Origin of the sequence: Streptomyces alkaliterrae, assembly GCF_007097205.2 — a bacterium.
GTDB classification, from domain to species: domain Bacteria; phylum Actinomycetota; class Actinomycetes; order Streptomycetales; family Streptomycetaceae; genus Streptomyces; species Streptomyces alkaliterrae.
Genome location: NZ_VJYK02000007.1, coordinates 1 through 21,256 on the forward strand (window position 1 = coordinate 1; position 21,256 = coordinate 21,256).

The 21,256-nt window shown below is 72.2% G+C and carries 19 protein-coding genes and 2 tRNA genes; 13 read left to right on the forward strand and 8 right to left on the reverse strand.

The window, feature by feature from the left end:
• From FNX44_RS01440 to FNX44_RS01450, 3 genes are all read left to right on the forward strand, one after another.
• Positions 1-828: AIM24 family protein (locus FNX44_RS01440; protein WP_173019092.1), on the forward strand; the 828-nt coding region annotated here is incomplete at its 5' end.
• A gap of 11 nt (positions 829-839) precedes the next feature.
• Positions 840-1,523, forward strand: a complete 684-nt coding sequence (locus FNX44_RS01445; RefSeq protein ID WP_143646053.1) for an AIM24 family protein — start codon at positions 840-842, stop codon at positions 1,521-1,523.
• Between the two features lie 16 nt (positions 1,524-1,539).
• The gene (locus FNX44_RS01450) at positions 1,540-2,337 is read left to right on the forward strand and encodes an AIM24 family protein (protein ID WP_143646054.1); all 798 of its coding nucleotides are present in this window, start codon (positions 1,540-1,542) and stop codon (positions 2,335-2,337) included.
• Between the two features lie 84 nt (positions 2,338-2,421).
• On the opposite strand, the gene FNX44_RS01455 is transcribed toward FNX44_RS01450, so the two are convergent.
• Complete coding sequence (locus FNX44_RS01455; protein WP_143646055.1) at positions 2,422-3,012, reverse strand: NUDIX hydrolase; 591 nt, start codon at positions 3,010-3,012, stop codon at positions 2,422-2,424.
• Positions 3,009-4,526, reverse strand: coding sequence for a zinc-dependent metalloprotease (locus FNX44_RS01460; RefSeq protein ID WP_143646056.1), 1,518 nt, complete (start codon positions 4,524-4,526; stop codon positions 3,009-3,011). Before FNX44_RS01460 ends, FNX44_RS01455 begins: the two co-directional genes overlap by 4 nt.
• 177 nt (positions 4,527-4,703) lie before the next feature.
• Here FNX44_RS01460 and FNX44_RS01465 point away from each other — a divergent pair, with 177 nt between their 5' ends.
• The 4 genes from FNX44_RS01465 to FNX44_RS01480 all read left to right on the forward strand — a co-directional run bounded on the left by FNX44_RS01465 (position 4,704) and on the right by FNX44_RS01480 (position 8,125).
• Positions 4,704-5,813: an NAD-dependent epimerase/dehydratase family protein gene (locus FNX44_RS01465; RefSeq protein WP_143646057.1), complete on the forward strand. Its 1,110-nt coding sequence runs from the start codon at positions 4,704-4,706 to the stop codon at positions 5,811-5,813.
• Positions 5,814-5,960: 147 nt separating this feature from the next.
• Positions 5,961-6,422: a molybdenum cofactor biosynthesis protein MoaE gene (locus tag FNX44_RS01470; protein WP_143646058.1), complete on the forward strand. Its 462-nt coding sequence runs from the start codon at positions 5,961-5,963 to the stop codon at positions 6,420-6,422.
• Positions 6,423-6,576: 154 nt separating this feature from the next.
• The gene (locus FNX44_RS01475) at positions 6,577-7,005 is read left to right on the forward strand and encodes a hypothetical protein (protein WP_143646059.1); all 429 of its coding nucleotides are present in this window, start codon (positions 6,577-6,579) and stop codon (positions 7,003-7,005) included.
• 25 nt (positions 7,006-7,030) lie between these two features.
• Positions 7,031-8,125 carry a YlbL family protein gene (locus FNX44_RS01480; RefSeq protein WP_143646060.1) on the forward strand — a complete coding sequence of 365 codons (1,095 nt, stop codon included), beginning with the start codon at positions 7,031-7,033 and terminating at the stop codon, positions 8,123-8,125.
• Between the two features lie 73 nt (positions 8,126-8,198).
• Here the strand turns inward: FNX44_RS01480 and FNX44_RS01485 are convergent, their stop codons facing one another.
• The gene (locus FNX44_RS01485; RefSeq protein ID WP_143646061.1) at positions 8,199-8,780 is read right to left on the reverse strand and encodes a PPA1309 family protein; all 582 of its coding nucleotides are present in this window, start codon (positions 8,778-8,780) and stop codon (positions 8,199-8,201) included.
• 147 nt (positions 8,781-8,927) lie between these two features.
• On the opposite strand from FNX44_RS01485, the gene FNX44_RS01490 reads away from it, so the two are divergent.
• From FNX44_RS01490 to FNX44_RS01505, 4 genes are all read left to right on the forward strand, one after another.
• Positions 8,928-11,813 carry a UPF0182 family membrane protein gene (locus tag FNX44_RS01490; protein WP_143646085.1) on the forward strand — a complete coding sequence of 962 codons (2,886 nt, stop codon included), beginning with the start codon at positions 8,928-8,930 and terminating at the stop codon, positions 11,811-11,813.
• Positions 11,814-11,902: 89 nt separating this feature from the next.
• Positions 11,903-11,976 (forward strand) — tRNA-Met (locus FNX44_RS01495).
• Between the two features lie 281 nt (positions 11,977-12,257).
• Positions 12,258-14,207, forward strand: coding sequence for a tetratricopeptide repeat protein (locus FNX44_RS01500; protein ID WP_173019093.1), 1,950 nt, complete (start codon positions 12,258-12,260; stop codon positions 14,205-14,207).
• Positions 14,208-14,294: 87 nt separating this feature from the next.
• Positions 14,295-14,368, forward strand: a tRNA-Met gene (locus FNX44_RS01505).
• A 132-nt stretch (positions 14,369-14,500) separates the two neighbouring features.
• Here the strand turns inward: FNX44_RS01505 and FNX44_RS01510 are convergent.
• Complete coding sequence (locus tag FNX44_RS01510; protein WP_143646063.1) at positions 14,501-14,917, reverse strand: Fur family transcriptional regulator; 417 nt, start codon at positions 14,915-14,917, stop codon at positions 14,501-14,503.
• 159 nt (positions 14,918-15,076) lie between these two features.
• Here FNX44_RS01510 and FNX44_RS01515 point away from each other — a divergent pair, with 159 nt between their 5' ends.
• Positions 15,077-16,543, forward strand: coding sequence for a catalase (locus FNX44_RS01515; RefSeq protein WP_143646064.1), 1,467 nt, complete (start codon positions 15,077-15,079; stop codon positions 16,541-16,543).
• 141 nt (positions 16,544-16,684) lie between these two features.
• On the opposite strand, the gene FNX44_RS01520 is transcribed toward FNX44_RS01515, so the two are convergent.
• Together FNX44_RS01520 and hisN are read right to left on the reverse strand one after the other, a co-directional pair.
• Complete coding sequence (locus tag FNX44_RS01520) at positions 16,685-17,086, reverse strand: CBS domain-containing protein (protein ID WP_143646086.1); 402 nt, start codon at positions 17,084-17,086, stop codon at positions 16,685-16,687.
• A 238-nt stretch (positions 17,087-17,324) separates the two neighbouring features.
• Positions 17,325-18,122, reverse strand: coding sequence for a histidinol-phosphatase (gene hisN, locus FNX44_RS01525; protein WP_143646065.1), 798 nt, complete (start codon positions 18,120-18,122; stop codon positions 17,325-17,327).
• A 148-nt stretch (positions 18,123-18,270) separates the two neighbouring features.
• Between hisN and FNX44_RS01530 the strand changes: the two genes are divergently transcribed.
• Positions 18,271-18,927: a TetR/AcrR family transcriptional regulator gene (locus FNX44_RS01530; protein ID WP_143646066.1), complete on the forward strand. Its 657-nt coding sequence runs from the start codon at positions 18,271-18,273 to the stop codon at positions 18,925-18,927.
• Here the strand turns inward: FNX44_RS01530 and rsgA are convergent.
• Together rsgA and aroA are read right to left on the reverse strand one after the other, a co-directional pair.
• Entirely contained in the window at positions 18,924-19,916 is a 993-nt protein-coding gene (rsgA, locus tag FNX44_RS01535; RefSeq protein ID WP_143646067.1) for a ribosome small subunit-dependent GTPase A, read from the reverse strand. The genes FNX44_RS01530 and rsgA overlap by 4 nt on opposite strands.
• 10 nt (positions 19,917-19,926) lie before the next feature.
• Positions 19,927-21,246, reverse strand: coding sequence for a 3-phosphoshikimate 1-carboxyvinyltransferase (gene aroA, locus FNX44_RS01540; RefSeq protein WP_143646068.1), 1,320 nt, complete (start codon positions 21,244-21,246; stop codon positions 19,927-19,929).
• Between the last annotated feature and the right edge of the window lie 10 nt (positions 21,247-21,256).

A 21,256-nucleotide genomic window follows, 5' to 3' on the forward strand; every position in this document is an offset into this window, starting at 1 on the left:
CCCTATGGCGCCCCGTCCGGCTACCCCGCCCCGCAGCCACCCGGTCACCAGGGATACCCGGGCCAGCCCGGCTACCCGGGGACCGGCGGTGTGCCAGGACAGGCAAGCCCGCCAGGGCCGCCGATGGCCCAGGGCCACGCCGGCTACGGCGTACCGCAGGGGGGCGGCAGCGGACTGGGCGTGACGCTGGAGAAGTACCGTGAAGCGCCCAACGGCCAGCGGTGGACCCTCCAGAACTCCCAACTCGTCCGGGCGGACCTGGGGGTGGACGGCCAGCCGGTGCTCGCCCGGCAGGGCAGCATGGTCCTCTACCAGGGCAAAGCCGAGTTCAGCTACAAGGGCGCGGGCTTCCGCGGCAGGATCGTCGGCAACGCCACCGGGCAGGAGATGCAGCTCATGCGCTGCACCGGCTCGGGCCAGGTGTTCTTCGCCGAGGAGGCCGCGTACCTGCACCCCATCGAGCTCCAGGGAGACGCGATCTGCGTCTCCGCGGAGAACGTGCTGGCCTTCGACGAGTCGCTGCAGTACGAGGTGCGGCGTGTCGAGGGGCACGGAATCCCCGGCGGCGCGCTGTTCACCATGCAGTTCCACGGCACCGGCACGCTGGTGGTGAAGACGAAGGGCACCCCCGTCGTCCTGCCCGTCACCCCGGCCACCTACGCGGACGCCCAGGCCGTCATCGCCTGGTCGGCCGCCGCGCAGGTCATCGTCACCAGCCAGGTGAGACTGCGCCGGCACGCCTACCCCGGCCACAGCGGAGAGAGCGTCAATCTCCAGTTCCGCGGTGCGCCGGGCAACTTCATCGTCGTCCAGCCGTACGAGGTCTGAGGGAGCCCGTCATGAACCAGCAGTCGATCGCGGGCTACGCCCCGACCCCGCCCGCCGCCCGTATGGAGACACACGGAAGCAGCATTCTGAAGGTCGCCATGGCAAGCGGCCAGGACCTCTTCGCCCGCACCGGCTCGATGATCGCCTACGAGGGCTTCGTCCAGTACGAGCCCAATCCGCCGGCGATCCGCCGCATGGCCTCGCAGTGGCTGACCGGGGAGGGCGCCCCGCTGATGCGCTGCCACGGCGACGGCCTGCTCTATCTCGCCGACTACGGCGCCGACGTGGTCGTGCTGCACCTCAACGAGGACAGCCTCTCCGTCAACGGCACCAACGTCCTCGCGTTCGACGCCCACCTCAACTGGGGTGTGGAACGGGTCAAGGGCATGGCCAAGTTCGCCGGTCAGGGTCTGTTCAACGTCGGCATATCCGGTACCGGCTGGGTCGCGCTGACCTCGCGCGGCACACCGATCGTGGTGGACTGCGGACGCGGAGCGGACGAGACCTACGTCGACCCGGACGCCCTGGTGGCGTGGTCCAGCGGGCTGAAGATGAAGGGCAAGCGCAGCTTCAAGGCGTCCGCCATGATCGGCCGGGGCAGCGGCGAGGCCTACCAACTCGGCTTCTCGGGGCAGGGCTTTGTGGTCGTCCAGCCCAGCGAGGACAGCGCCGACCGCCTGCGTGCGCGCGGCTGAGGGGAGCAACGACAACATGCAGAGCCCGCTTTTCGCCCACACCGAGGTCCAGACCCAGGAGCGGTACGCCCTCCAGAACGACAAGCTGCTGCGCGTCGCACTCACGGGCCACGAGGACGTGCTCGCCCGCAAGGGCAGCATGGTCGCCTACCAGGGCATGATCGAGTTCGACGGCGAGTACCAGAGCCCGAGCCAGCGTCACGCCCAGCACATGACCGGCGAGGTCGTGGAACTGATGCGCTGCTCGGGCCAGGGGGTGGTGTACTTCGCCAACCTCGCCCAGTCGGTGCACATCCTCGACGTCGACCACAACGGCCTGACCGTCGACAGCTCCTACGTCCTCGCGCTCGACTCCCATCTGCACTGGGACGTCATCAGCGTGGACAGCCAGTACGGAATATCGGGTTCGGGCAAGTACAACCTGGTGATCACCGGCCAGGGCAAGGTCGCCCTGATGACCTCGGGCCAGCCGCTGATGCTCACGGTCACTCCCGACAAGTACGCCAGTGCCGACTCGGACGCCGTGGTCGCCTGGTCGACCTCCCTCCAGGTACAGCTCCAGGCGCAGACCAGCTCCTCGGGAGTCTGGCGGCGCCGCGGCAGCACCGGGGAGGGCTGGGAACTCAGCTTCATGGGCAACGGCTACGCGCTGGTGCAGCCGAGTGAACTCCTGCCGCCGCAGGGCGCTGTCATCGGGCAGGGCGTGCGCGCCCAGTTCGGCATGGGAGGACAGGGAGCCCACGGGATGAACCAGGGCAACGCCTGGGGCCACGGCGGCCCGGGCCACGGCCAGGGCAACATCTTCACCAACTGAGAACGGTTGGGGCGCGGCCCGGCCGCGCCCCAACCACAGGCCGACCGCTACAGGCAGCGCAGACCGCTGAAGGCAGGCCGACCGTTACAGGCGGTGGCGGGCGGCCGTCACCAGACGCAGTACGGAGTCGTCCGCGACGGCGGCGAGTTCGGCGAGGTCCGCCGGCTGCGTGTAGCGGTACCAGCGCAGCTCCAGGGACTCCTCGCTGACGGTCTCGGCCGCGCCCGGCGGTGCCAGCGCCGCGTACTGCACGTCGAGATGGACCGCGCACGGTGTGCTGTGCCGGTCCAGCCTCACCGGTCCACCGGGCAGCAGGGCGAGCCCGTCGACGCCGGACTCCTCCGTCGCCTCGCGCAGCGCGGCGGCGGCCAGGGTCGCGTCCTCGGGCTCGCAGTGCCCGCCCGTCTGGAGCCACATCTCCAGCTTGCGGTGCAGGGTGAGCAGCACCCGTTCCCCGACCGGGTCGATCACCAGCGCGCTGGCGGTGAGATGACCGGCGCGGCAGGCCTTCCACATGCCGTCCGGATGCTCGTCGAGATGGTCCAGATAGGCCCGGCGCAGGCCGTCCTGCGCCGGGTCCGGGGCGGTCCACTCACGAAGGGTCCGCGCGGCGTCCGCGTGGAGGGGCCGCGCGCCGGCCGGGCGGGCGGGCGCGTTGTGTTCAGCGGGGTTCACTTGGCGCTGTCGCCCTTGCCGCCGTCGTCTCCCGTGGAGTCTCCTCCGGCCTCGCCACCCGACGCGCCGCCGGATTTCCCGCCCGCCTCGCCACCGGCGTTTCCGCCGGGCCCCTTGCGCAGGTCCGGGCCGCTGCCGGCCGCGTCGCCGAGCATCCGGTCGAGCTCGGAGAAGTCGGTCTGCTCGCGGTGGACAAAGCCGTCCGGGTCGTCGAGGTCGTCGGCGGTCGGCAGCATGTCCGGGTGTGCCCACAGTGCGTCGCGGCCGTCCGTGCCCCGGGCATCGGCGAGCGAGGCCCACAGTCGGGAGGCGTCCCGCAGCCGGCGGGGCCGCAGCTGGAGACCGATGAGGGTGGCGAAGGTCTGCTCGGCCGGACCACCCGTGGCCCGGCGGCGGCGCAGCGTCTCGCGCAGCGCACCGGCGGACGGCAGGTGCGGTTCTGCGGCGGCGTGCACCACGGCGTCGACCCAGCCCTCGACAAGTGCCAGGGCCGTCTCCAGCCGGGCCAGCGCCGCCAGCTGCTCGGGGGTGTCCTCCGGCTGGAACATGCCCTGCTGGAGTTTCTCCTGGATCTCCTCCGGTCGGCTCGGGTCGAGCTGACCGACGACGTCCTCCAGCTTCTCGGTGTCCACCTTGATGCCGCGGGCGTATCCCTCGACCGCGCCGAAGAGGTGCGACCGCAGCCACGGGACGTGCGCGAACAGCCGCTGGTGCGCCGCCTCGCGCAGGGCGAGGTAGAGCCGCACGTCCCCTTCCGGCACGCCGAGGCCCTTGCCGAAGGCCGCCACGTTGCCGGGCAGCAGTGCGGCCTTGCCGGCCGGGCCGAGCGGCAGACCGATGTCCGCCGAGCCGACGACCTCGCCGGCGAGCACGCCGAGCGCCTGGCCGATCTGCGTGCCGAACATGGCGCCGCCCATCGAGCGCATCATGCCCAGCAGCGGGCCGGCCATCGCCTGCATCTCCTCGGGCAGCACGTCACCCATGGCGGTGCCGACCCGCTCGGCGACCGGGTCGACCAGGTCGCGCCAGACCGGCAGTGTCGCCTCCACCCACTCGGCGCGGCTCCAGGCGACGACGGAACCGGCACCGGAGGGCAGGGACGTCACGCCGTCGAGCCACAGGTCGGCCAGCCGGACGGCCTCCTCCACGGCGGACCGCTCGGCCGCGGACACACTGGCGTCCTTAGAGCCGTCGGCGGCACCCTGGGCGACGGTCTGGCGGGCGATCTCCTTGGCCATGTCCCAGTTGACCGGGCCGCCCTCGTAGCTGAGCATCTGGCCGAGCCGCTGAAAGGCAGCCCCGAGGTCGGCCGGGCCGCCGGCGCCACCGCCGAGCGAGCCGAACATGGCGGCCAGCGGGTTGTCCGCGCCGCCGCCGAAGCCGAAGCCGAACGGATCGGAGCCCTGGCCCGGGCCGTCGCCCTCGCCGCTGTCCTTACGGCGCTTGTCCTTGCCGCCTTCGCCGTCCTCCGGCTCTTCCGGCGGTAGGCCGAATCCGAATGGGATGTCACTCACGGGTTTCCTCGGATCTTCTGCGGTCGCGGATGGATCGCCCACACCGTTCGCGGGCGGACGGGAAGCGGGCACGCGGGTGTGACCGGCACTACCCCCAGCCTAGACACCCGTCGCCCGGGCGTCAGGCAGGATGGGGACTGCGCACGCCGTACCAGAGACAACAGCTGGAGAAGCCCGGTGAGTTCCCAGGAACCTAACGTTCGCGCAGCGCGAAACGGCGCTGCGGGCCCGACCGTCGCGGTCACCGGTGCGGCCTCGGGGGTGGGCGCGCTGCTGACCAGGCGGCTCGTGGACTCGCCGGAGATCGGGCACGTCATCGCGCTCGACGAGCGCCGAGGAGACGTCCCGGAGGCCCAGTGGCACGTACTGGACGTGCGCGATCCGACCATCGCCGAGCTGCTGCGTCCCGACGGCCGCCCGGTGGACGTGGTCGTCCATCTCGCGCTGGACCTGGACCTCGGCGCGGACCCGGCCGCCCGGACCGCGTACAACGTGCGGGGCGCGCAGACGGTGCTGACCGCGGCGGCCGCGGCCGGTGTCCGCCGGGTCGTGCTGTGCACGTCCGCGATGGTGTACGGCGCGCTGCCGGACAACGACGTCCCGCTGGCCGAGGACGCGGAGCTGAACGCCACCGCCGAGGCCACCGGCGTCGGCGACCTGCTGGAGATCGAGGCGTTGGCCCGGCGGGCGCCCCGGGCGCATCCGGGGCTGAACGTGACCGTGCTGCGGCCCGCCGTGCTGGTGGGCGGCACGGACACGGCGCTCACCCGCTACTTCGAGTCGCCCCGGCTGCTGGTCGTGGCGGGCTCCCGACCCTGCTGGCAGTTCTGCCACGTGGAGGACCTGGCGAGTGCGCTGGAGTTCGCCGCGCTGGAGAAGGCGGAGGGCGAGCTGGCGGTCGGCTGCGCGGGCTGGCTGGAGCAGGAGGAGGTCGAGCAGCTGTCGGGCATGCGGCGGATGGAGCTGCCCTCGGCGGTGGCGCTCGGTGCCGCCTCCCGGCTGCACCGGCTCGGGCTGACGCCCTCCCCGGCCGGCGACCTGGCCTACACGATGTACCCGTGGGTGGTCAGCGGCAGTCGGCTGCACGACGCCGGGTGGCGGCCGGAGTACACCAACGAGGAAGCGCTGGCCGCGCTGCTGGAGGAGGTCTCCGGGCGGCACGCGGTCGCCGGGCGCCGGCTGGGCCGGAAGGACGCGGCGACGACGCTCGGCGCGGCGGGCGCCACGGTCGCCCTGGTGGGCACGGCCGCTCTGGTACGCCGGGCCCGCAAGCGCCGGGGTCTGTGAGTGCCGGGCCCGCAAGCACCGGGCCCATAAGCGTCGGGCCCGCGAGCGCCGGGGTCTGTGAGCCGCGGCCCGGGGGCCGGCTCGATGGCGCTGACCGAAGGGTGAGCGGGGTTTTGCGCCGTCCGCCGGTTGCGGCAGCATGGCCCCATGTCACAGACCTACGACCACCCCGGTGAGCAGGGCTCGAAGGAGCCGATCCGACTTCTCGCGGTGCGGGACTCCCCGCTCTCGCTGGACGAGGTCTTCGCTGCCGTGGGTGACGACGCGGCGGGCGGTACCGCCCTGTTCGTCGGCACCGTCCGGGACCACGACGGCGGCGCCGACGTCGACAAGCTCGGCTACTCGGCGCACCCGACGGTGGAGGCGGAGATGCGGCGCGTCGCGGAGCGGGTGGCCGAGGCGTATCCGGTTCGCGCGCTGGCCGCGGTGCACCGGGTGGGGGATCTGGCGGTGGGCGACCTGGCCGTGGTCGTAGCGGTGTCCTGTCCGCACCGGGCCGAGGCCTTCGAGGCCTGCCGGAAGCTGATCGACGACCTCAAGCACGAGGTGCCGATCTGGAAGCACCAGACCTTCGCCGACGGCACCGAGGAGTGGGTGGGCGCCTGCTGAGCCCGCCGCCCGCGACCGCCCGGCCCCGCAGCCCCGGGCCGTGAAACACCCGTGGCGTGAAACGCCCGGAACGGCCTAAACCGGCTTGCGTGACCGCCCGGCCGACCCGAACGTTGGATTCTCCGACCAACGGCTTTTCCGGGAGGTTGTGGACATGGCATCGCTGATCTGGCTGCTCATACCCCTGATCGCCACCTGCATAGCGGGGCTGTGGTCCTCCTGGGCCGCCCGCCGCCAGACCAACGGAGCCGGAGACGCCGCGGGCGTGGCCGGCTACGACGCGTTCCGGAGCGCGATGGAACGCTCGCGCCATCCCCGACCCTTCGTCCGGACCGGACAGCCGTCCATGTCGCTGCCGCCCTCCGAGCCGCGGTCCGCGGCCTCCCCCGCGCAGCACGCCCCCGCCGCGCCGCCCGCGCCGCTGGAACCCGTGGCCGCCCTGGTCCGTGACCGGCGCCCGCGTCGCAGCCCCCGCCGCCGACTGGCGCTCTACGTGGCCGGCCGCGTGCGGCACGGCCGCCGCGACGCCGAGCCGGTCCCCACCGCGGCCTCCTCGGACGGACCGTCCCGGCGGGCCGACTGAACCGCCCGTCCCTTAGTGTCATGGCATGTCACGCCGCCATGCGACGATCTTCAGCTCGCTCCTGCTGCTCATAGGCCTCGTCTGCACCCTGCTCGTGGTGCGGGTGCCGTACTCGGAGCTGTCCCCGGGGCCGACGGTGAACACACTCGGCAAGCACGGCGGCGATCCGGTGCTCAGCATCGAAGGCCGCCGCACGTACCCGACGTCGGGGCACCTCAACATGACAACGGTCCGGGTCACCAGCGCGGACTACCAGATGTCGCTGCCGGAGGCGCTGTACGGCTGGTTCCGGGACGACAGCTCCGTGGTGCCGCACGAGACGCTGTACCCGGACGGCAAGACGGCCGAGGAGGCCGAGCAGGAGAACGCGGAGGAGTTCACCCAGTCCCAGGAGAGCGCCAAGGCGGCGGCGCTGAAGGAGTTGGGGATCGAGGTGCCGACGCGGACGGTGGTGGCGGCCGTCGTCAAGGACGGTCCCGCCGAGGGGACGCTGCGGGCCGGTGACATCGTCAAGGCGGTGGACGGCGAGCCCGTGAAGCAGCCGGCCGACGTGGCGAAGCTGGTCACCGAGCACAAACCGGGCGAGGAGGTGGTCTTCACCGTCGTGCCGGTCAAGCAGGCGGAGGCCGCCGAGAAGGCCGGGCAGGACCCGACCGCGAGCCCGACCAAGGAGGTCACCGTCCGTACGGTGGCGGCCGAGGAGGACAACCGGGCGATCGTCGGCATCCAGGCCGGGAGTGCGCACACCTTCCCGTTCCGCATCGACATCAAGCTGGCCGACGTGGGCGGGCCGAGCGCAGGGCTGATGTTCTCGCTCGCGATAGTCGACAAGCTGAGCCGGCCCGACCTCACCGGCGGAGCGTTTGTCGCCGGTACGGGAACGATCAACGCGGACGGCGAGGTCGGCCCGATCGGCGGTGTCCAGATGAAGACCGTCGCCGCGCGGCGCGCGGGCGCGACGCACTTCCTGACCCCGGAGGCGAACTGCCCCTCCGCGCTCGGGAACGCGCCCGACGGCCTCACCCTGGTGAAGGTCGGCTCGCTGGACGACGCGCTGAAGGCACTGGAGGCGCTGCGCGAGGACCGCCCGGCGGACATCCCGCGCTGCACCGCCGACTGACCTCGCACCGCCCAGCGAAGCCGCACCGCCCAGCGAACCCGGACCGCCCAGCGAACCCGGACCGCCGCGGCGGTCAGTCCTCGAACGTGGCGGCCAGCGCGTCGGCCAGCCCGGGGACCAGCGAGGACCCGGTCAGCACCTCGGTCGCGGCGTCCTTCTCCCGCAGCCGCAGCGCGGACTCGCGCCGGCCGTCGCGCAGCACGGCCACCGTCATCCGTACCTCCTGCCGGTCCGGGTGCTCGGCGACCCACGTGTTCAGCGCGGCCTCGTCGAGGCCTTCGGGGATGGACTCCTCGGCGGTGGCCGGCAGCATCAGCCGTTCGACGGTCAGCGCGCAGCCGGCGACGGGGTCGGGCCAGGCGATGGTGCCCAGGAACTCGTCGAGCGGGACGCCCGCCGGCAGCTCGTCCTGCTCGATCGGGGTGAGGGCGGCCTGCCGGCCGCCGGTGTCGGTGTCGGCGTCGTCGGGCTCGGCGAGCCCGAGCTGGTCGGCTAGCGCGGGTTCCTGGGCGCGCAGCGCTTCGGTGTCGACGAGGGCGAAGAGCCGGGCTGGTTGGTCCCAGCCCAGGCCGGCGGCGTACTCGTCGATCTCCAGCACGGCGCGGGTGAGGGGGGTGGCGGCCAGCGGTGTGCCGTCAACGGGGAGGTTGCTCATGCCCTTATCGTGCCTTGCCCTACCCCGGAAACGGGAACTGAGTAAAGCTTGAGTAAGTTGATGAGGTAGGGCCCTGGGTTATGGGGCCAACTTAAGTCCATGTGATTGACCCACTGCGATCTCGAGGTGCGCACCTTGGCTTTCCAGATGCCGGACCGGGGCTCAGGTGGCCCCTCCGGGCCACGGATCAGAGTCGGCCAGCCCTCCAGGCGCGCCAAGACGCTGCTGATGACAGCAGGCGTACTGGCAGTGCTGGCCATGCTCTTTGTCATGTTCGCCGGGTTCTGGACCGACTGGCTCTGGTACCGGTCCGTCCAGTACACCAACGTCTTCACGACCACCCTGTGGACGAAGATCGGCCTGTTCGCCGCCTTCGGTCTGCTGATGGCCGTCACGGTCGGCTTCAACATCTGGCTCGCGCACCGGCTCCGGCCGCCGCTGAGCGCGATGTCCCTGGAGCAGCAGAGCCTGGACCGCTACCGGATGAGCATCGCCCCCTTCAAGAAGTGGGTGCTCATCGGGGTCGCCGCGCTGGTGGGTCTGATCTCCGGTGCCTCGGCGGCCGGGCAGTGGCGCACCTGGCTGATGTGGGTGAACGGCACGCCGTTCGGCAGGACGGACGCCCAGTTCAACAAGGACATCTCCTTCTTCACCTTCGATCTGCCGTTCTACCGTTTCCTGCTGAGCTTCGGCTTCGCTGCGACGGTGCTGTCGCTGATCGCCGCCGCGCTGGTGCACTACCTCTACGGCGGGCTGCGGCTCACCACGCCGGGCGCCCGCGCCACCTCGCAGGCGACCGGCCACCTGTCGGTGCTGCTCGGTGTCTTCGTGGCGCTGAAGGCGGTGGCCTACTGGCTGGACCGCTACGGGCTGGCGGTGAAGTCCAGTGAGATCCGGGGCACGAGCGACTGGACGGGTCTGCGGTACACGGACGCCAACGCCTACCTGCCGGCGAAGACGATCCTGTTCTTCATCGCGGCGATCTGCGCGCTGCTCTTCTTCGCCGCGCTGTGGCGCCGCACGTGGCAGCTTCCGGTCATCGGCTTCGGCCTGATGGTCCTCTCGGCGATCCTGATTGGCGGCCTGTACCCGGCCATCGTGCAGAAGTTCCAGGTCCAGCCGAACGAGCAGGCCAAGGAGACGCCGTACATCGAGAAGAACATGAAGGCGACGCGCGAGGCCTACGGCATCGACGACGCCGACATGTCCGACTACCGGGGCACCACGCCGGACACCGAGGAGGAGAACGGCAGGCTGCGCGACGCCGTCGACGAGACGGCGAGCCTGCGTCTGCTCGACCCGAGCGTCGTGCCGCCCGCGTTCCGCCAGCTCCAGCAGGTCCGCGGCTACTACGGCTTCCCGGCCACGCTGGACGTCGACCGCTACAAGGACAAGGACGGCAACGAGCGCGACACGGTGGTCGGTCTCCGCGAGATCAACATCGAGGGCATCCCCGAGCGGAACTGGATCAACGACCACTTCAAGTACACGCACGGCTTCGGCATGGTCGCCGCCAGCGGTACCGACGTGGCGCCGGACGGCACCCCGGTGTTCAGCGAGAAGAACCTGCCGCCGGAGGAGACGCTGGCCGGTGACTACCAGCCGCGCATCTACTACGGCGAGCGGACGACCCAGTACTCCATCGTCGGCGGCCCCCAGCAGGAGCTGGACTACGCCGACGACGAGGGCGAGAAGACGTACACCTACACCGGCAAGAGCGGTGTCAGCATCTCCGGCCTGCTGAACCGGTCGGCGTACGCGCTGACGTTCGGCGAGCCGCAGTTCCTGTACTCCACGGCGATCGGCGAGGGTTCGCGGATCCTCTACAACCGGACGCCCAAGGAGCGGGTCGAGGCGGTCGCCCCGTGGCTGACCATCGACGGCGACCCGTACCCGGCGATCGTGGACGGCAAGATCCAGTGGATCGTGGACGCCTACACGACGTCGAACGGCTACCCGTACTCCTCGCGCACCACGCTGGGCGACACCACACAGGACTCGCTCACCGACGGCCAGCGCGCGCTGATCGCCCAGCAGGACCGGGTCAACTACATCCGCAACTCGGTCAAGGCGACGGTCGACGCCTACACCGGTGACGTGAAGCTCTACGAGTGGGACACCGAGGACCCGGTGCTCAAGACGTGGCGCAAGGCGTTCCCCGGCACGGTCGAGTCCAAGGACAAGATCAGCGACGCGCTGATGGACCACCTGCGCTACCCGCAGGATCTGTTCAAGGTCCAGCGTGAGCTGCTCCAGCGCTACCACGTGGACACCGCGAGCCAGTTCTACTCGGGCAGTGAGCGGTGGCAGATTCCGGACGACCCGACGCACAAGGGCAACCCGGTGCCGCCGTACTACCTGAGCATGAAGATGCCGGACCAGGACGACCAGGTCTTCTCGCTCACGACGACGTTCAACCCGAACCAGCGTGAGACGTTGGGCGCCTTCATGGCGGTCGACGCGGACGCGAGAAGCGACGACTACGGCAAGATCAGAATCCTGAAGCTGCCGTCCAACACCACGGTCGCCGGCCCGCAGCAGGTGCAGAGCAAGTTCAACTCCGATCCGACGATCGCCCAGCAGATCAACATCCTGCAACGCGGTGACTCCGAGGTGGAGTACGGAAACCTGCTCACGGTGCCGTTGGAGGGCGGCCTGCTCTACGTGGAGCCGGTGTACGTCCGCGGTGCCGGCACCAACTACCCGCGTATGCGGAAGGTGTTGGTGACGTACGGCGAGCGGATCGCCTTCGAGGACACCCTGGAGGCCGCGCTCGACAAGGTCTTCGGCATCGAGGGCGAGCGGCCGTCGCCGCCGCCGGAGGATCCCGAGGACCCGGAGGAGCCGGGTGAGGAGCAGCCCGGCGCCACACCGCCGGCCACTCCCGACGAGGCGTTGAAGGAGGCCGCCGACGCGGCCAAGAAGATGGACGACGCCATGAAGAAGGGTGACTGGGAGGCCTACGGCAAGGCCTGGAGGGAGCTCCAGGACGCGCTGAAGGAGGCCGAGGAGGCCGCGGACGCGGGCGACTGAGCCGGCGCCTGGACCGGCCGGGCGGGGTCGTACCCCGGTCGGCCGGTCCAGGCCCGCCACGCGGCGTGATAGTGTCGGTCAGACAACGGCGCGGGGTGGAGCAGCTCGGTAGCTCGCTGGGCTCATAACCCAGAGGTCGCAGGTTCAAATCCTGTCCCCGCTACTGGAGAAGGACCCGGAGTCATCGACTCCGGGTCCTTCGGCGTGTTGTGTACGTCCTGTGGTGAAACCGGCGACGCGCGCGGCGGGGCGCGCGTGGGGGCCGCGAGGTCGGCACACTGGGGCACGGTCGGCGGGCCTCGCGGGCGCCGCCGGGCCAACTCCCAAACGTGTGAGCGAGTTTGGCGACTCGCCATGTCGGGAAGTCGACAAAACGCTGAAGTGACCTTCTGGGTGCGATATACCAGATGTACGCGGGTTACGGGTGGTGCGACGATGAGACTCATGGGGGACAAGGCGAAGCTTGACGACGCAGGCCGCCCGGCCGCCCATGACGCCCAGGCGGTCCACATGACGGAGGCGGTCCACACGACGGAGGCGACCGGCGAGGGCGCGGGGCGGGACGGCGAGGCGCGGCAGGGGGCAGTGCCCTCCGCCACTCCCGCGACCCGGGCCGCCGCCGAGCGCGGCGAGACGGGCGCGCAGAGCCTGCTCGGCGCCGCACTGCTGCGCCAGGGCGATCTGGAGGGCGCCGAACCGCACCTGCGGGCCGCCGCGCTGGCCGGCGACCGCGCGGCAGCGAACAACCTCGGCGTCCTGCTGCACCAGCTCGGCCGCCGTACGGAGGCCGCCGAGTGGTGGCGCACGGCGGCGGTCGCCGGTTCGGCCGCCGCCGCCCACGCGCTCGGCCGACACCAGCGGGAACGCGGGGACGAGCCGGCCGCCGAGTACTGGCTGCGGCAGGCCGCCGAGTCCGGCCACACCCTGGGCGCCTACGCGCTGGCCGACCTGTTGGAGCACCGGGGCGAGGACGGTGCCGAACAGTGGTTCCGGGCCGCCGCCGAGCGCGGACACCGGGAGGCCGCCTACCGGGTCGGCATGGCCCTGCTGCGCCGCTCCGGCGGCGCGGAGCCGTCACCGCTGGTCGAGTCGCCGGGTCCGGTCGGCGGTCGGGACCGCGGCGGCGCCGCCACCGAGGCCGAACGCTGGTTCCGGCAGGCCGCCGCGCGCGGCCACCGCCGGGCGGCGCTGCGTCTCGGCACCCAGCTGGAGGAGCGCGGTGAGGTCCGGGAGGCCGGTCGCTGGTACCTGATCGCCGCCAACGACGGCGAGCCGCGCGCCGCCTGCGCCCTGGGCTTCCTGCTGCGCGACGCGGGCAACGACGAGGCCGCCGAGCAGTGGTGGCGACGCGCCGCCGAGGCAGGCGACGGCAACGCGGCCAACGCGCTCGGCGCGCTCTGCGCGGAGCGCGGCGAACGCGCCGCGGCCGAGCGCTGGTACCACACCGCGCTGGACGCCGGCGACGCCAACGGCGCCTTCAACCTCGGGCTGCTGTGCGCCGGTCAGGGCCGCACCGCGCAGGCCGAGAAGTGGTATCGCCGCGCCGCCTACGCCGGACACGTCGAGGCGGCCAACGCGCTGGCCGTGCTGCTGCTCCAGCGCGGTGACGCGCAGGGCGCCGAGCCGTGGTTCTCCAAGGCGGCCGAGGGCGGCAGCGTGGACGCCGCGTTCAACCTGGGCATCCTGCACGCCGGTCGCGGCGAGGAGGACCGCGCCCGGCGCTGGTACGAGCGGGCGTGCGCCGCCGGGCACCCGGAGGCGGCCCTCCAGGTTGCCGTGGCGCTGCTCGCCGAGGGCGACGAGGAGGCGGCCGAACGGCGGCTGCGGGAGGCGGCCGAGGGCGGCAGCGTGGAGGGCGCGTTCCGCCTCGCCGACCTGCTGGAGCGCCAGGACCCGGAGGTCGCGGTCGGCACCGGCACCTTCGGCGCCACCGACACCTTCGGCGGCCGGTCCCACCGAGCCGCCGGTACCGGGACCGGCGACGCGGAGAGTGAGCACGCCGAGTACGAGGACTGGTACCGCCGGGCGGCCGAGGCCGGACACCGCCGGGCCCAGGTCCGGCTCGGCATGTGCGCCGCCGCCCGGGGCGACGTGGTGGAGGCCGCGCGCTGGTACCGGGCCGCCGCCGAGGCGGGCAGCAGCCACGGCGCCTTCAACCTCGGGCTGCTGCTCGCCCGTGAGGGCGCCGAGCCGGAGGCCGCGCTGTGGTGGACCAGGGCCGCCGAGGCCGGGCACGGTCGTGCCGCGCTGCGGCTGGCCCTGCTCGCCGCGCGTCGGGGCGAGCTGGCCGAGGGGCGCCACTGGTGCGCCCGGGCGCGGGAGCTCGGGCCGGACGAGGTGGCGCGACGCGCCCAGCGGCTGAGCGAGGCGCTGCACACCGAGCTGACGGCGTGAGCCGTGCCGCCCCCCCCCGGCGGAGTGGCCGCTGGGGCGGGATTTGCACCGAGGGTCACCGGACGGCTAGAGTGGGGAACACAACGACGCGGGGTGGAGCAGCTCGGTAGCTCGCTGGGCTCATAACCCAGAGGTCGCAGGTTCAAATCCTGTCCCCGCTACTGAAGGCCGAGGCCCGGTTCCGCAAGGAACCGGGCCTCGGTCGTGTTGTCGTGTTCGCGTGTCGCCGCGCCGGGATTCGCGTGCCGTCGCGCCGGGGGAGTCGCCCCCGATCCGGGGCTCGGGTGGCCGGATCAGGCCGTGGCGCAGTGGGGGCACAGGCCCCGGTAGGTGACGGTCGCCTCGGAGATCGTGAAGCCGAAGCGCTCGTTCTCGGGCAGCGCGCTCAGCGGGTCGCCCTCCGGGTGGACGTCCCGGATCATGCCGCAGCGGGAGCAGATCAGGTGCTGGTGGCTGTGGTGTGCGTTGGGGTCGTAGCGCTTGGCGCGGCCGTCGGTGCTGACCTCCAGCACCTCGCCGAGGGCGACGAGCTCGCTGAGCGTGTTGTACACGGTCGCCCGGGCGATCTCCGGAAGCCGCTCGGCGGCCAGGGCGTGGACCTCGTCCGCCGTGTAGTGCACGTGCTGCCCGTTCAGGACCTCGGCGACGACGCGTCGCTGCGCGGTCAGCCGCCAGCCCCGCTCGCGGAGCCGTTCCAGCAGGTCACTCATCACTTCCACCCATCGCTCAGGTAAGGGCCAGCTTAGCAGCGGATCAAGCCATCCCCGGACTCGGTATCCTCTTCCTCGTCATCTTGACTTGGACAAAGTCCAATGTAAGCTCGGGTCTCGGCGCACGCCAAGGGACAGGACAAAGCGCAGGAGGCGCAAGTGACTGCACAGCACGAGAGCACCGGCCCGCTGACCACGGAGGCCGGCGCACCGGTCGCGGACAACCAGAACAGCCAGACCGCCGGGGTCGGCGGCCCGGTACTGGTGCAGGACCAGCTGCTCCTGGAGAAGCTCGCCCACTTCAACCGTGAGCGCATCCCGGAGCGGGTCGTCCACGCCCGCGGCGCGGGTGCCTACGGCACGTTCACCGTGACGGCCGACGTGACGCCGTACACCCGGGCCAAGTTCCTCTCCGAGATCGGCAAGGAGACCGAGGTCTTCCTGCGCTTCTCCACCGTCGCCGGCAACCTCGGCGCGGCCGACGCGGTCCGCGACCCCCGCGGCTTCGCGCTGAAGTTCTACACCGAGGAGGGCAACTACGACCTCGTCGGCAACAACACCCCGGTGTTCTTCATCAAGGACGCCATCAAGTTCCCGGACTTCATCCACACCCAGAAGCGCGACCCGTACACCGGCTCGCAGGAGGCGGACAACGTCTGGGACTTCTGGGGGCTCTCCCCCGAGTCGACGCACCAGGTGACCTGGCTCTTCGGCGACCGCGGCATCCCGGCCAGCTACCGCCACATGAACGGCTACGGCTCGCACACCTTCCAGTGGACGAACGAGGCCGGCGAGGCCTTCTGGGTCAAGTACCACTTCAAGACCGACCAGGGGATCAGGACCCTTGCCCAGGACGAGGCGGACCTGCTCGCGGGCAAGGACCCCGACAGCCACCAGCGGGACCTGCGCGAGGCCATCGAGCGCGGCGAGTACCCGACCTGGACGGTGCAGGTGCAGATCATGCCGGCGGCCGAGGCGGCCACCTACCGTTTCAACCCGTTCGACCTCACCAAGGTGTGGCCGCACGCGGACTACCCGCCGATCGAGATCGGCAAGCTGGAGCTGAACCGCAACCCGGAGAACATCTTCGCCGAGGTCGAGCAGTCGATCTTCTCGCCGCACCACTTCGTGCCCGGCATCGGCCCGTCCCCGGACAAGATGCTCCAGGGTCGGCTGTTCGCCTACGGCGACGCGCACCGCTACCGGGTCGGCATCAACGGCGACCACCTGCCGGTGAACCGCCCGCGTGCCACCGAGGCCCGCTCGCACGGCCGTGACGGCGCGATGTACGACGGGCGGCACGGCGGTGCGAAGAACTACGAGCCCAACAGCTTCGGCGGCCCGACCGAGACCGGCCGGGCGCTGTGGGAGCCGCAGCCGGTCTCCGGTGTGACCGGCGACCACGTCGCGCCCTCGCATGCCGAGGACGACGACTTCGTCCAGGCCGGCAACCTCTACCGGCTGATGTCCGAGGACGAGAAGAGCCGTCTGATCGACAATCTCGCGGGCTTCATCTCGAAGGTCTCCAGGGACGACATCGCCCAGCGGGCGATCGAGAACTTCCGCAAGGCCGACGAGGACTACGGCAAGCGCCTGGAGGCCGCCGTCGCCGCTCTCCGCGGCTGACCCGGCGGTCCGTCGAGACCGCGGTGGGCCGCGCCGGCGGTGCCTGATCGGCCCTGCGCCGACGGCGGCGGTCCACCGCACCTCGCCTGGAGGAGGGCGGGAGCTCAAGGCTCCCGCCCTCCGACGTGTGCGCGGCCGCGGTCAGGCCGAGACGGCCGCCGGCCGGCGGCCGCTGTCGGTCCAGCAGCGCACGACGTCCCGTACCGACACGATCCCGACGGGTTCGTGTCCGGCGAGCACGATCAGGTGGCGGAAGCCGCCCCGCGCCATCGCGGCGGCGGCCTCGTCCAGCGTCCAGTGGGGTGCGGCGAACACCACGTCGGTGGTGGTGTGCGCCTGCGCCCGTTCGACGTCCGGGTCCTCGTCGAGGCCGAGTGAGACGAGGATGTCCCGCTCGGTGAGGATGCCGATGCCGCAGCCGCCCGGGTCGTGCACGACCGCGGCGCCGACGCGGCGGGCGGCCATCAGCCGGGCGGCCTGGCGGAGAGTGTGGTCGGGGCCGATGGTGAGGATCACGGTGCTCATGGCGTCGCGTACGAGGATGGGCATAGGGGTGCCACCTCCATGGGTCCGTTTGTCCGCGTGTGAGCGAGCCGGCCCGGTCGACCCGGCGGCCGTTTGAGAGTGGATTCACAAACTCACAAGCGCGGGATTCTCATGTTCACACGGTGGCGGTCCGGCTACAAGGGGTGCGAACGGCGGGCCGGTGCGCACGGCGCACCACCGCCCCGCGCGGGTCCTCCGCACCGGCGCGGGGCGGTTCTTGAAGCGTGGGCGCGGCTCAGCCGCCCAGATACGACAGCAGGTCCTGGTGCAGCAGCCCGTTGGAGGCCGCCGCGTCGCCGCTGTGCGGGCCGGGGCGGCCGTCCAGTCCCGTGAAGACGCCGCCGGCCTCCTGGACGATGACCGCGGTGGCCGCCATGTCCCACAGCGACAGCTCCGGCTCGGCGCAGATGTCCACCGAGCCCTCGGCGACCATCATGTACGGCCAGAAGTCGCCGTAGGCCCGGGTGCGCCAGCACTCCCTGGTCAGGTCGAGGAAGCTGCCGAGCCGCCCCCGCTCCTCCCAGCCGCTGAGCGAGGAGTACGCGAACGACGCGTCTCGCAGGCGGCCGACCCGGGAGACGTGCAGCCGGGTGGCCGAGGACAGCGAACGCCCGGTGTAGGCGCCCGCGCCCTCCGCCGCCCACCAGCGCCGGTTCAGCGCGGGCGCCGAGACGACGCCGACCACCGGACGGTCGCCGCCCTCACCGCGTTCCATCAGCGCGATGAGCGTGGCCCACACCGGCACCCCGCGAACGTAGTTCTTGGTGCCGTCGATCGGGTCGATGATCCAGCGGCGCGGCCCGCTGCCGTCGGTGGCCCCGAACTCCTCGCCGAGCACGGAGTCGCGCGGCCTGGCCCGCTGGAGGGCGGTGCGGAGCAGTTCCTCGGCGGCCTTGTCCGCCTCGCTGACCGGAGTCATGTCCGGTTTGGTCTCCACCTTCAGGTCCAGCGCGCGGAAGCGTTCCATCGTGGCGGAGTCGGCGGTGTCGGCCAGCACGTGGGCCAGACGCAGGTCATCGAGGTAGTCGGACATGGGCGAACAGTATCCAGAGCCCGCCGGGAGCGGCCACAGCAGCGCCGCCGGCCGGGTGTCCGCGAGATGACCGGCATATGTCTTGACATCACCTGGCGGTCCGTCAATTCTGTGCGCGGGTCCGCCCCAGGGGCCCGGAAAGGTAGCCATGCCCACAGCGCGTGAGTCCCTGCTGGACGCCGCACAGGCGGTCCTCGTCCACCGGCCGTGGTCAACCGTGCGGATGGTCGAGGTGGCGGCGCTCGCGGGCGTGTCACGCCAGACGCTCTACAACGAGTTCAGCTCCAAGGAGGGCCTGGGCGCGGCGCTGGTGCACCAGCGGGTGGAGGTTTTCCTCAGGGGCGCCGCCGCGACGGTGGCCACCGCCCGCCGGGAGGGCGGCGACCCGGCGGTGTGCTGGGCCACCGGCGTGGTCTGGATACTTCACCGCGCACGCGAGGAACCGCTGGTCAGAGCGGCCATGACGGGCTGCTGGTCGTCCCGGTTACCCCTCCCGCAGGCGCCTCCCGAGCGGCTGCTGGAGCGACTGTGCGAGCGGATGCTGGCCGCGCTCGACGCCGCCGGCGCGGTCACCTGCTGGGAGGCCCCGGTGGTCCGGCGGGCCTGCGAGGCAGGACTGCGGATGGCGCTCAGCTACGTCGTCGCACCGCCCGACGAACCGGAGGCCGCCGCCCGGGTCGCGGACGTGGTGACGGCGATGCTGCGGCACCTCGGCGACGCCCCCGCCGACACCTGCCCGCCGGATGCCGCCGACCCGCCGGATGCCGCCAACCCGCCGGAGAACGGCCACGGCAGGACCGCTTAGTCGCCCTCGTGGTGTTCCCGCGTGGCGAGCAGCCGGCGCAGGGAGTCGAGCCGGGCCGGATCGGCGTGACCGGCCGCCACCCACTCGTCCAGCGCGCAGTCCGGCTCGTCGTGGCTGCACGCGCGGGGGCAGCCGGCGGTGCCCGGCTCCAGGTCGGGGAACGCCAGGACGACCCGCCCGGGCTCCACGTGGTTGAGGCCGAACGACCGCACGCCAGGGGTGTCGATGACCCAGCCGGCGCCCTCCGGCAGCGGCAGCGCCAGCGCGGAGGTGGTGGTGTGCCGGCCGCGTCCGGTGACCGCGTTGACGAGCCCCGTGGCGCGCTGCCGGTCCGGCACCAGGGCGTTGACCAGGGTGGTCTTGCCGACGCCTGAGTGCCCGACAAACGCCGTCACCCGGTCGGTCAGCAGCTCGGTGACGGCGTCCACCGGCTCGTCCCGGTTCACCGCGACCGCCCGGACGCCCAGCGGCGCGTACCGCCCCAGCAGCGCCTCCGCCGGAGCCAGGTCCGACTTGGTGAGCACCAGCAGCGGTTCCAGACCGGCGTCGTAGGCGGCGACCAGGCAGCGGTCGATCATCCGGGGCCGCGGCTCCGGGTCGGCGAGCGCGGTGACGATCGCGAGCTGGTCCGCGTTGGCGACGATGACCCGCTCGTAGGGGTCGTCGTCGTCCGCCGTGCGGCGCAGCACCGAGGAGCGTTCCTCGACCCGGACGACCCGTGCGAGGGTGTCCTTGGCGCCGCTCAGATCACCCACGACGGCGACCCGGTCGCCCACCACGACACCCTTGCGGCCCAGCTCCCTGGCCTTCATCGCGGTGACCGTGCGGTCCTCCACCAGGCAGGTGATCCGGCCGCGGTCGACGGTGAGGACCATGCCCTCGGCGGCGTCCTCGTGCCTGGGCCGCAGCCGGGTGCGCGGACGGGTGCCGCGCCGGCTGGGCCGGGCGCGGATGTCGTCCTCGTCGGTGTGCTTGCCGTACCGGCGCATCGTGCGCCTCTCAGTCCCGCCCGAGCATGCCGTGCCACAGCGCGGGGAAGTCGGGCAGCGTCTTGGCGGTGGTCTCGACGTTCTCCACCTCCACACCGGGGACGACCAGGCCGAGCAGCGCGCCGGCGGTCGCCAGCCGGTGGTCCTCGTAGGTGTGGAAGACCCCGCCGTGCAGCTTCCGGGGGCGGATGCGCAGCCCGTCGGCGGTCTCCTCGACATCGCCGCCCAGCCCGTTGATCTCCTTGGTCAGCGCGGCGAGCCGGTCCGTCTCGTGCAGCCGCAGGTGCGCCACGCCCCGCAGCACCGACTCGGAGTCCGCGAGCGCGGCGACGGCCGCGATGCCCGGCGTCAGCTCGCCCACGTCGCCCAGGTCCACGTCGATGCCGTGGATCTTGCCGCTGCCGGTCAGCGTCAGCCCGGCCTCGGTCAGCTCGCAACTACCGCCCATGGCGGTGAAGATGTCCCGCAGCGCGTCACCCGGCTGGGTGGTCCGGGCCGGCCAGTCCGGGATGGTGACCCGGCCGCCGGTGACCAGGGCGGCGGCGAGGAACGGCTGCGCGTTGGACAGGTCGGGCTCGACGACGAGGTCGCGGCCGAGCAGCGCGCCGGGCGTGACCCGCCACACGTTGGCCTCGCCGCCGGACTCCGGGGTGTCGACCTGGGCGCCGGCGGCCCGCAGCATGTCCACGGTCATCCGGATGTGCGGCATGGACGGCAGCGTCCCGCCGACGTGCCGCACCTCGACGCCCTGGTTGAAGCGCGGCGCCGACAGCAGCAGCGCGGAGACGAACTGGCTGGAGGAGGACGCGTCGATCTCCACCCGGCCGCCGTCCAGCGACCCGGTGCCGTGCACGGTCATCGGAAGGGCGCCCCGGCCCTCGTCGTCGATCCGGGCGCCCAGCGCGCGCAGCGCGTCGATGACGCCGTGCAGGGGCCGCTCGTAGGAGCGGGGGTCGCCGTCGAAGCGGATCGGCCCGTCGGCGAGCGCCGCGAGCGGCGGCAGGAAGCGCATGACCGTGCCCGCGTTGCCGACGTCCACGGTGGCCGGGCCGTGCAGCCCCGCCGGGATGATCCGCCAGGCCTCGCCGCCGCCGTCCGGGCCGACGCCCTCCTCGATGCCCACGCCCAGGTCGCGCAGCGCCTCGGCCATCAGCAGCGTGTCGCGGGAGCGCAGCGGGCGGCGCAGCCAGCCCGGCTCGGAGGCCAGCGCGGCCAGGACCAGGCCCCGGTTGGTGACCGACTTCGATCCGGGCACGGTGACGGTGGCGTCGACGGGGCCCGTCGTCTGCGGCGCGGACCAGTTGGTGCTGTTCGTGGACTCGTCGGTCATGGTGCTCACT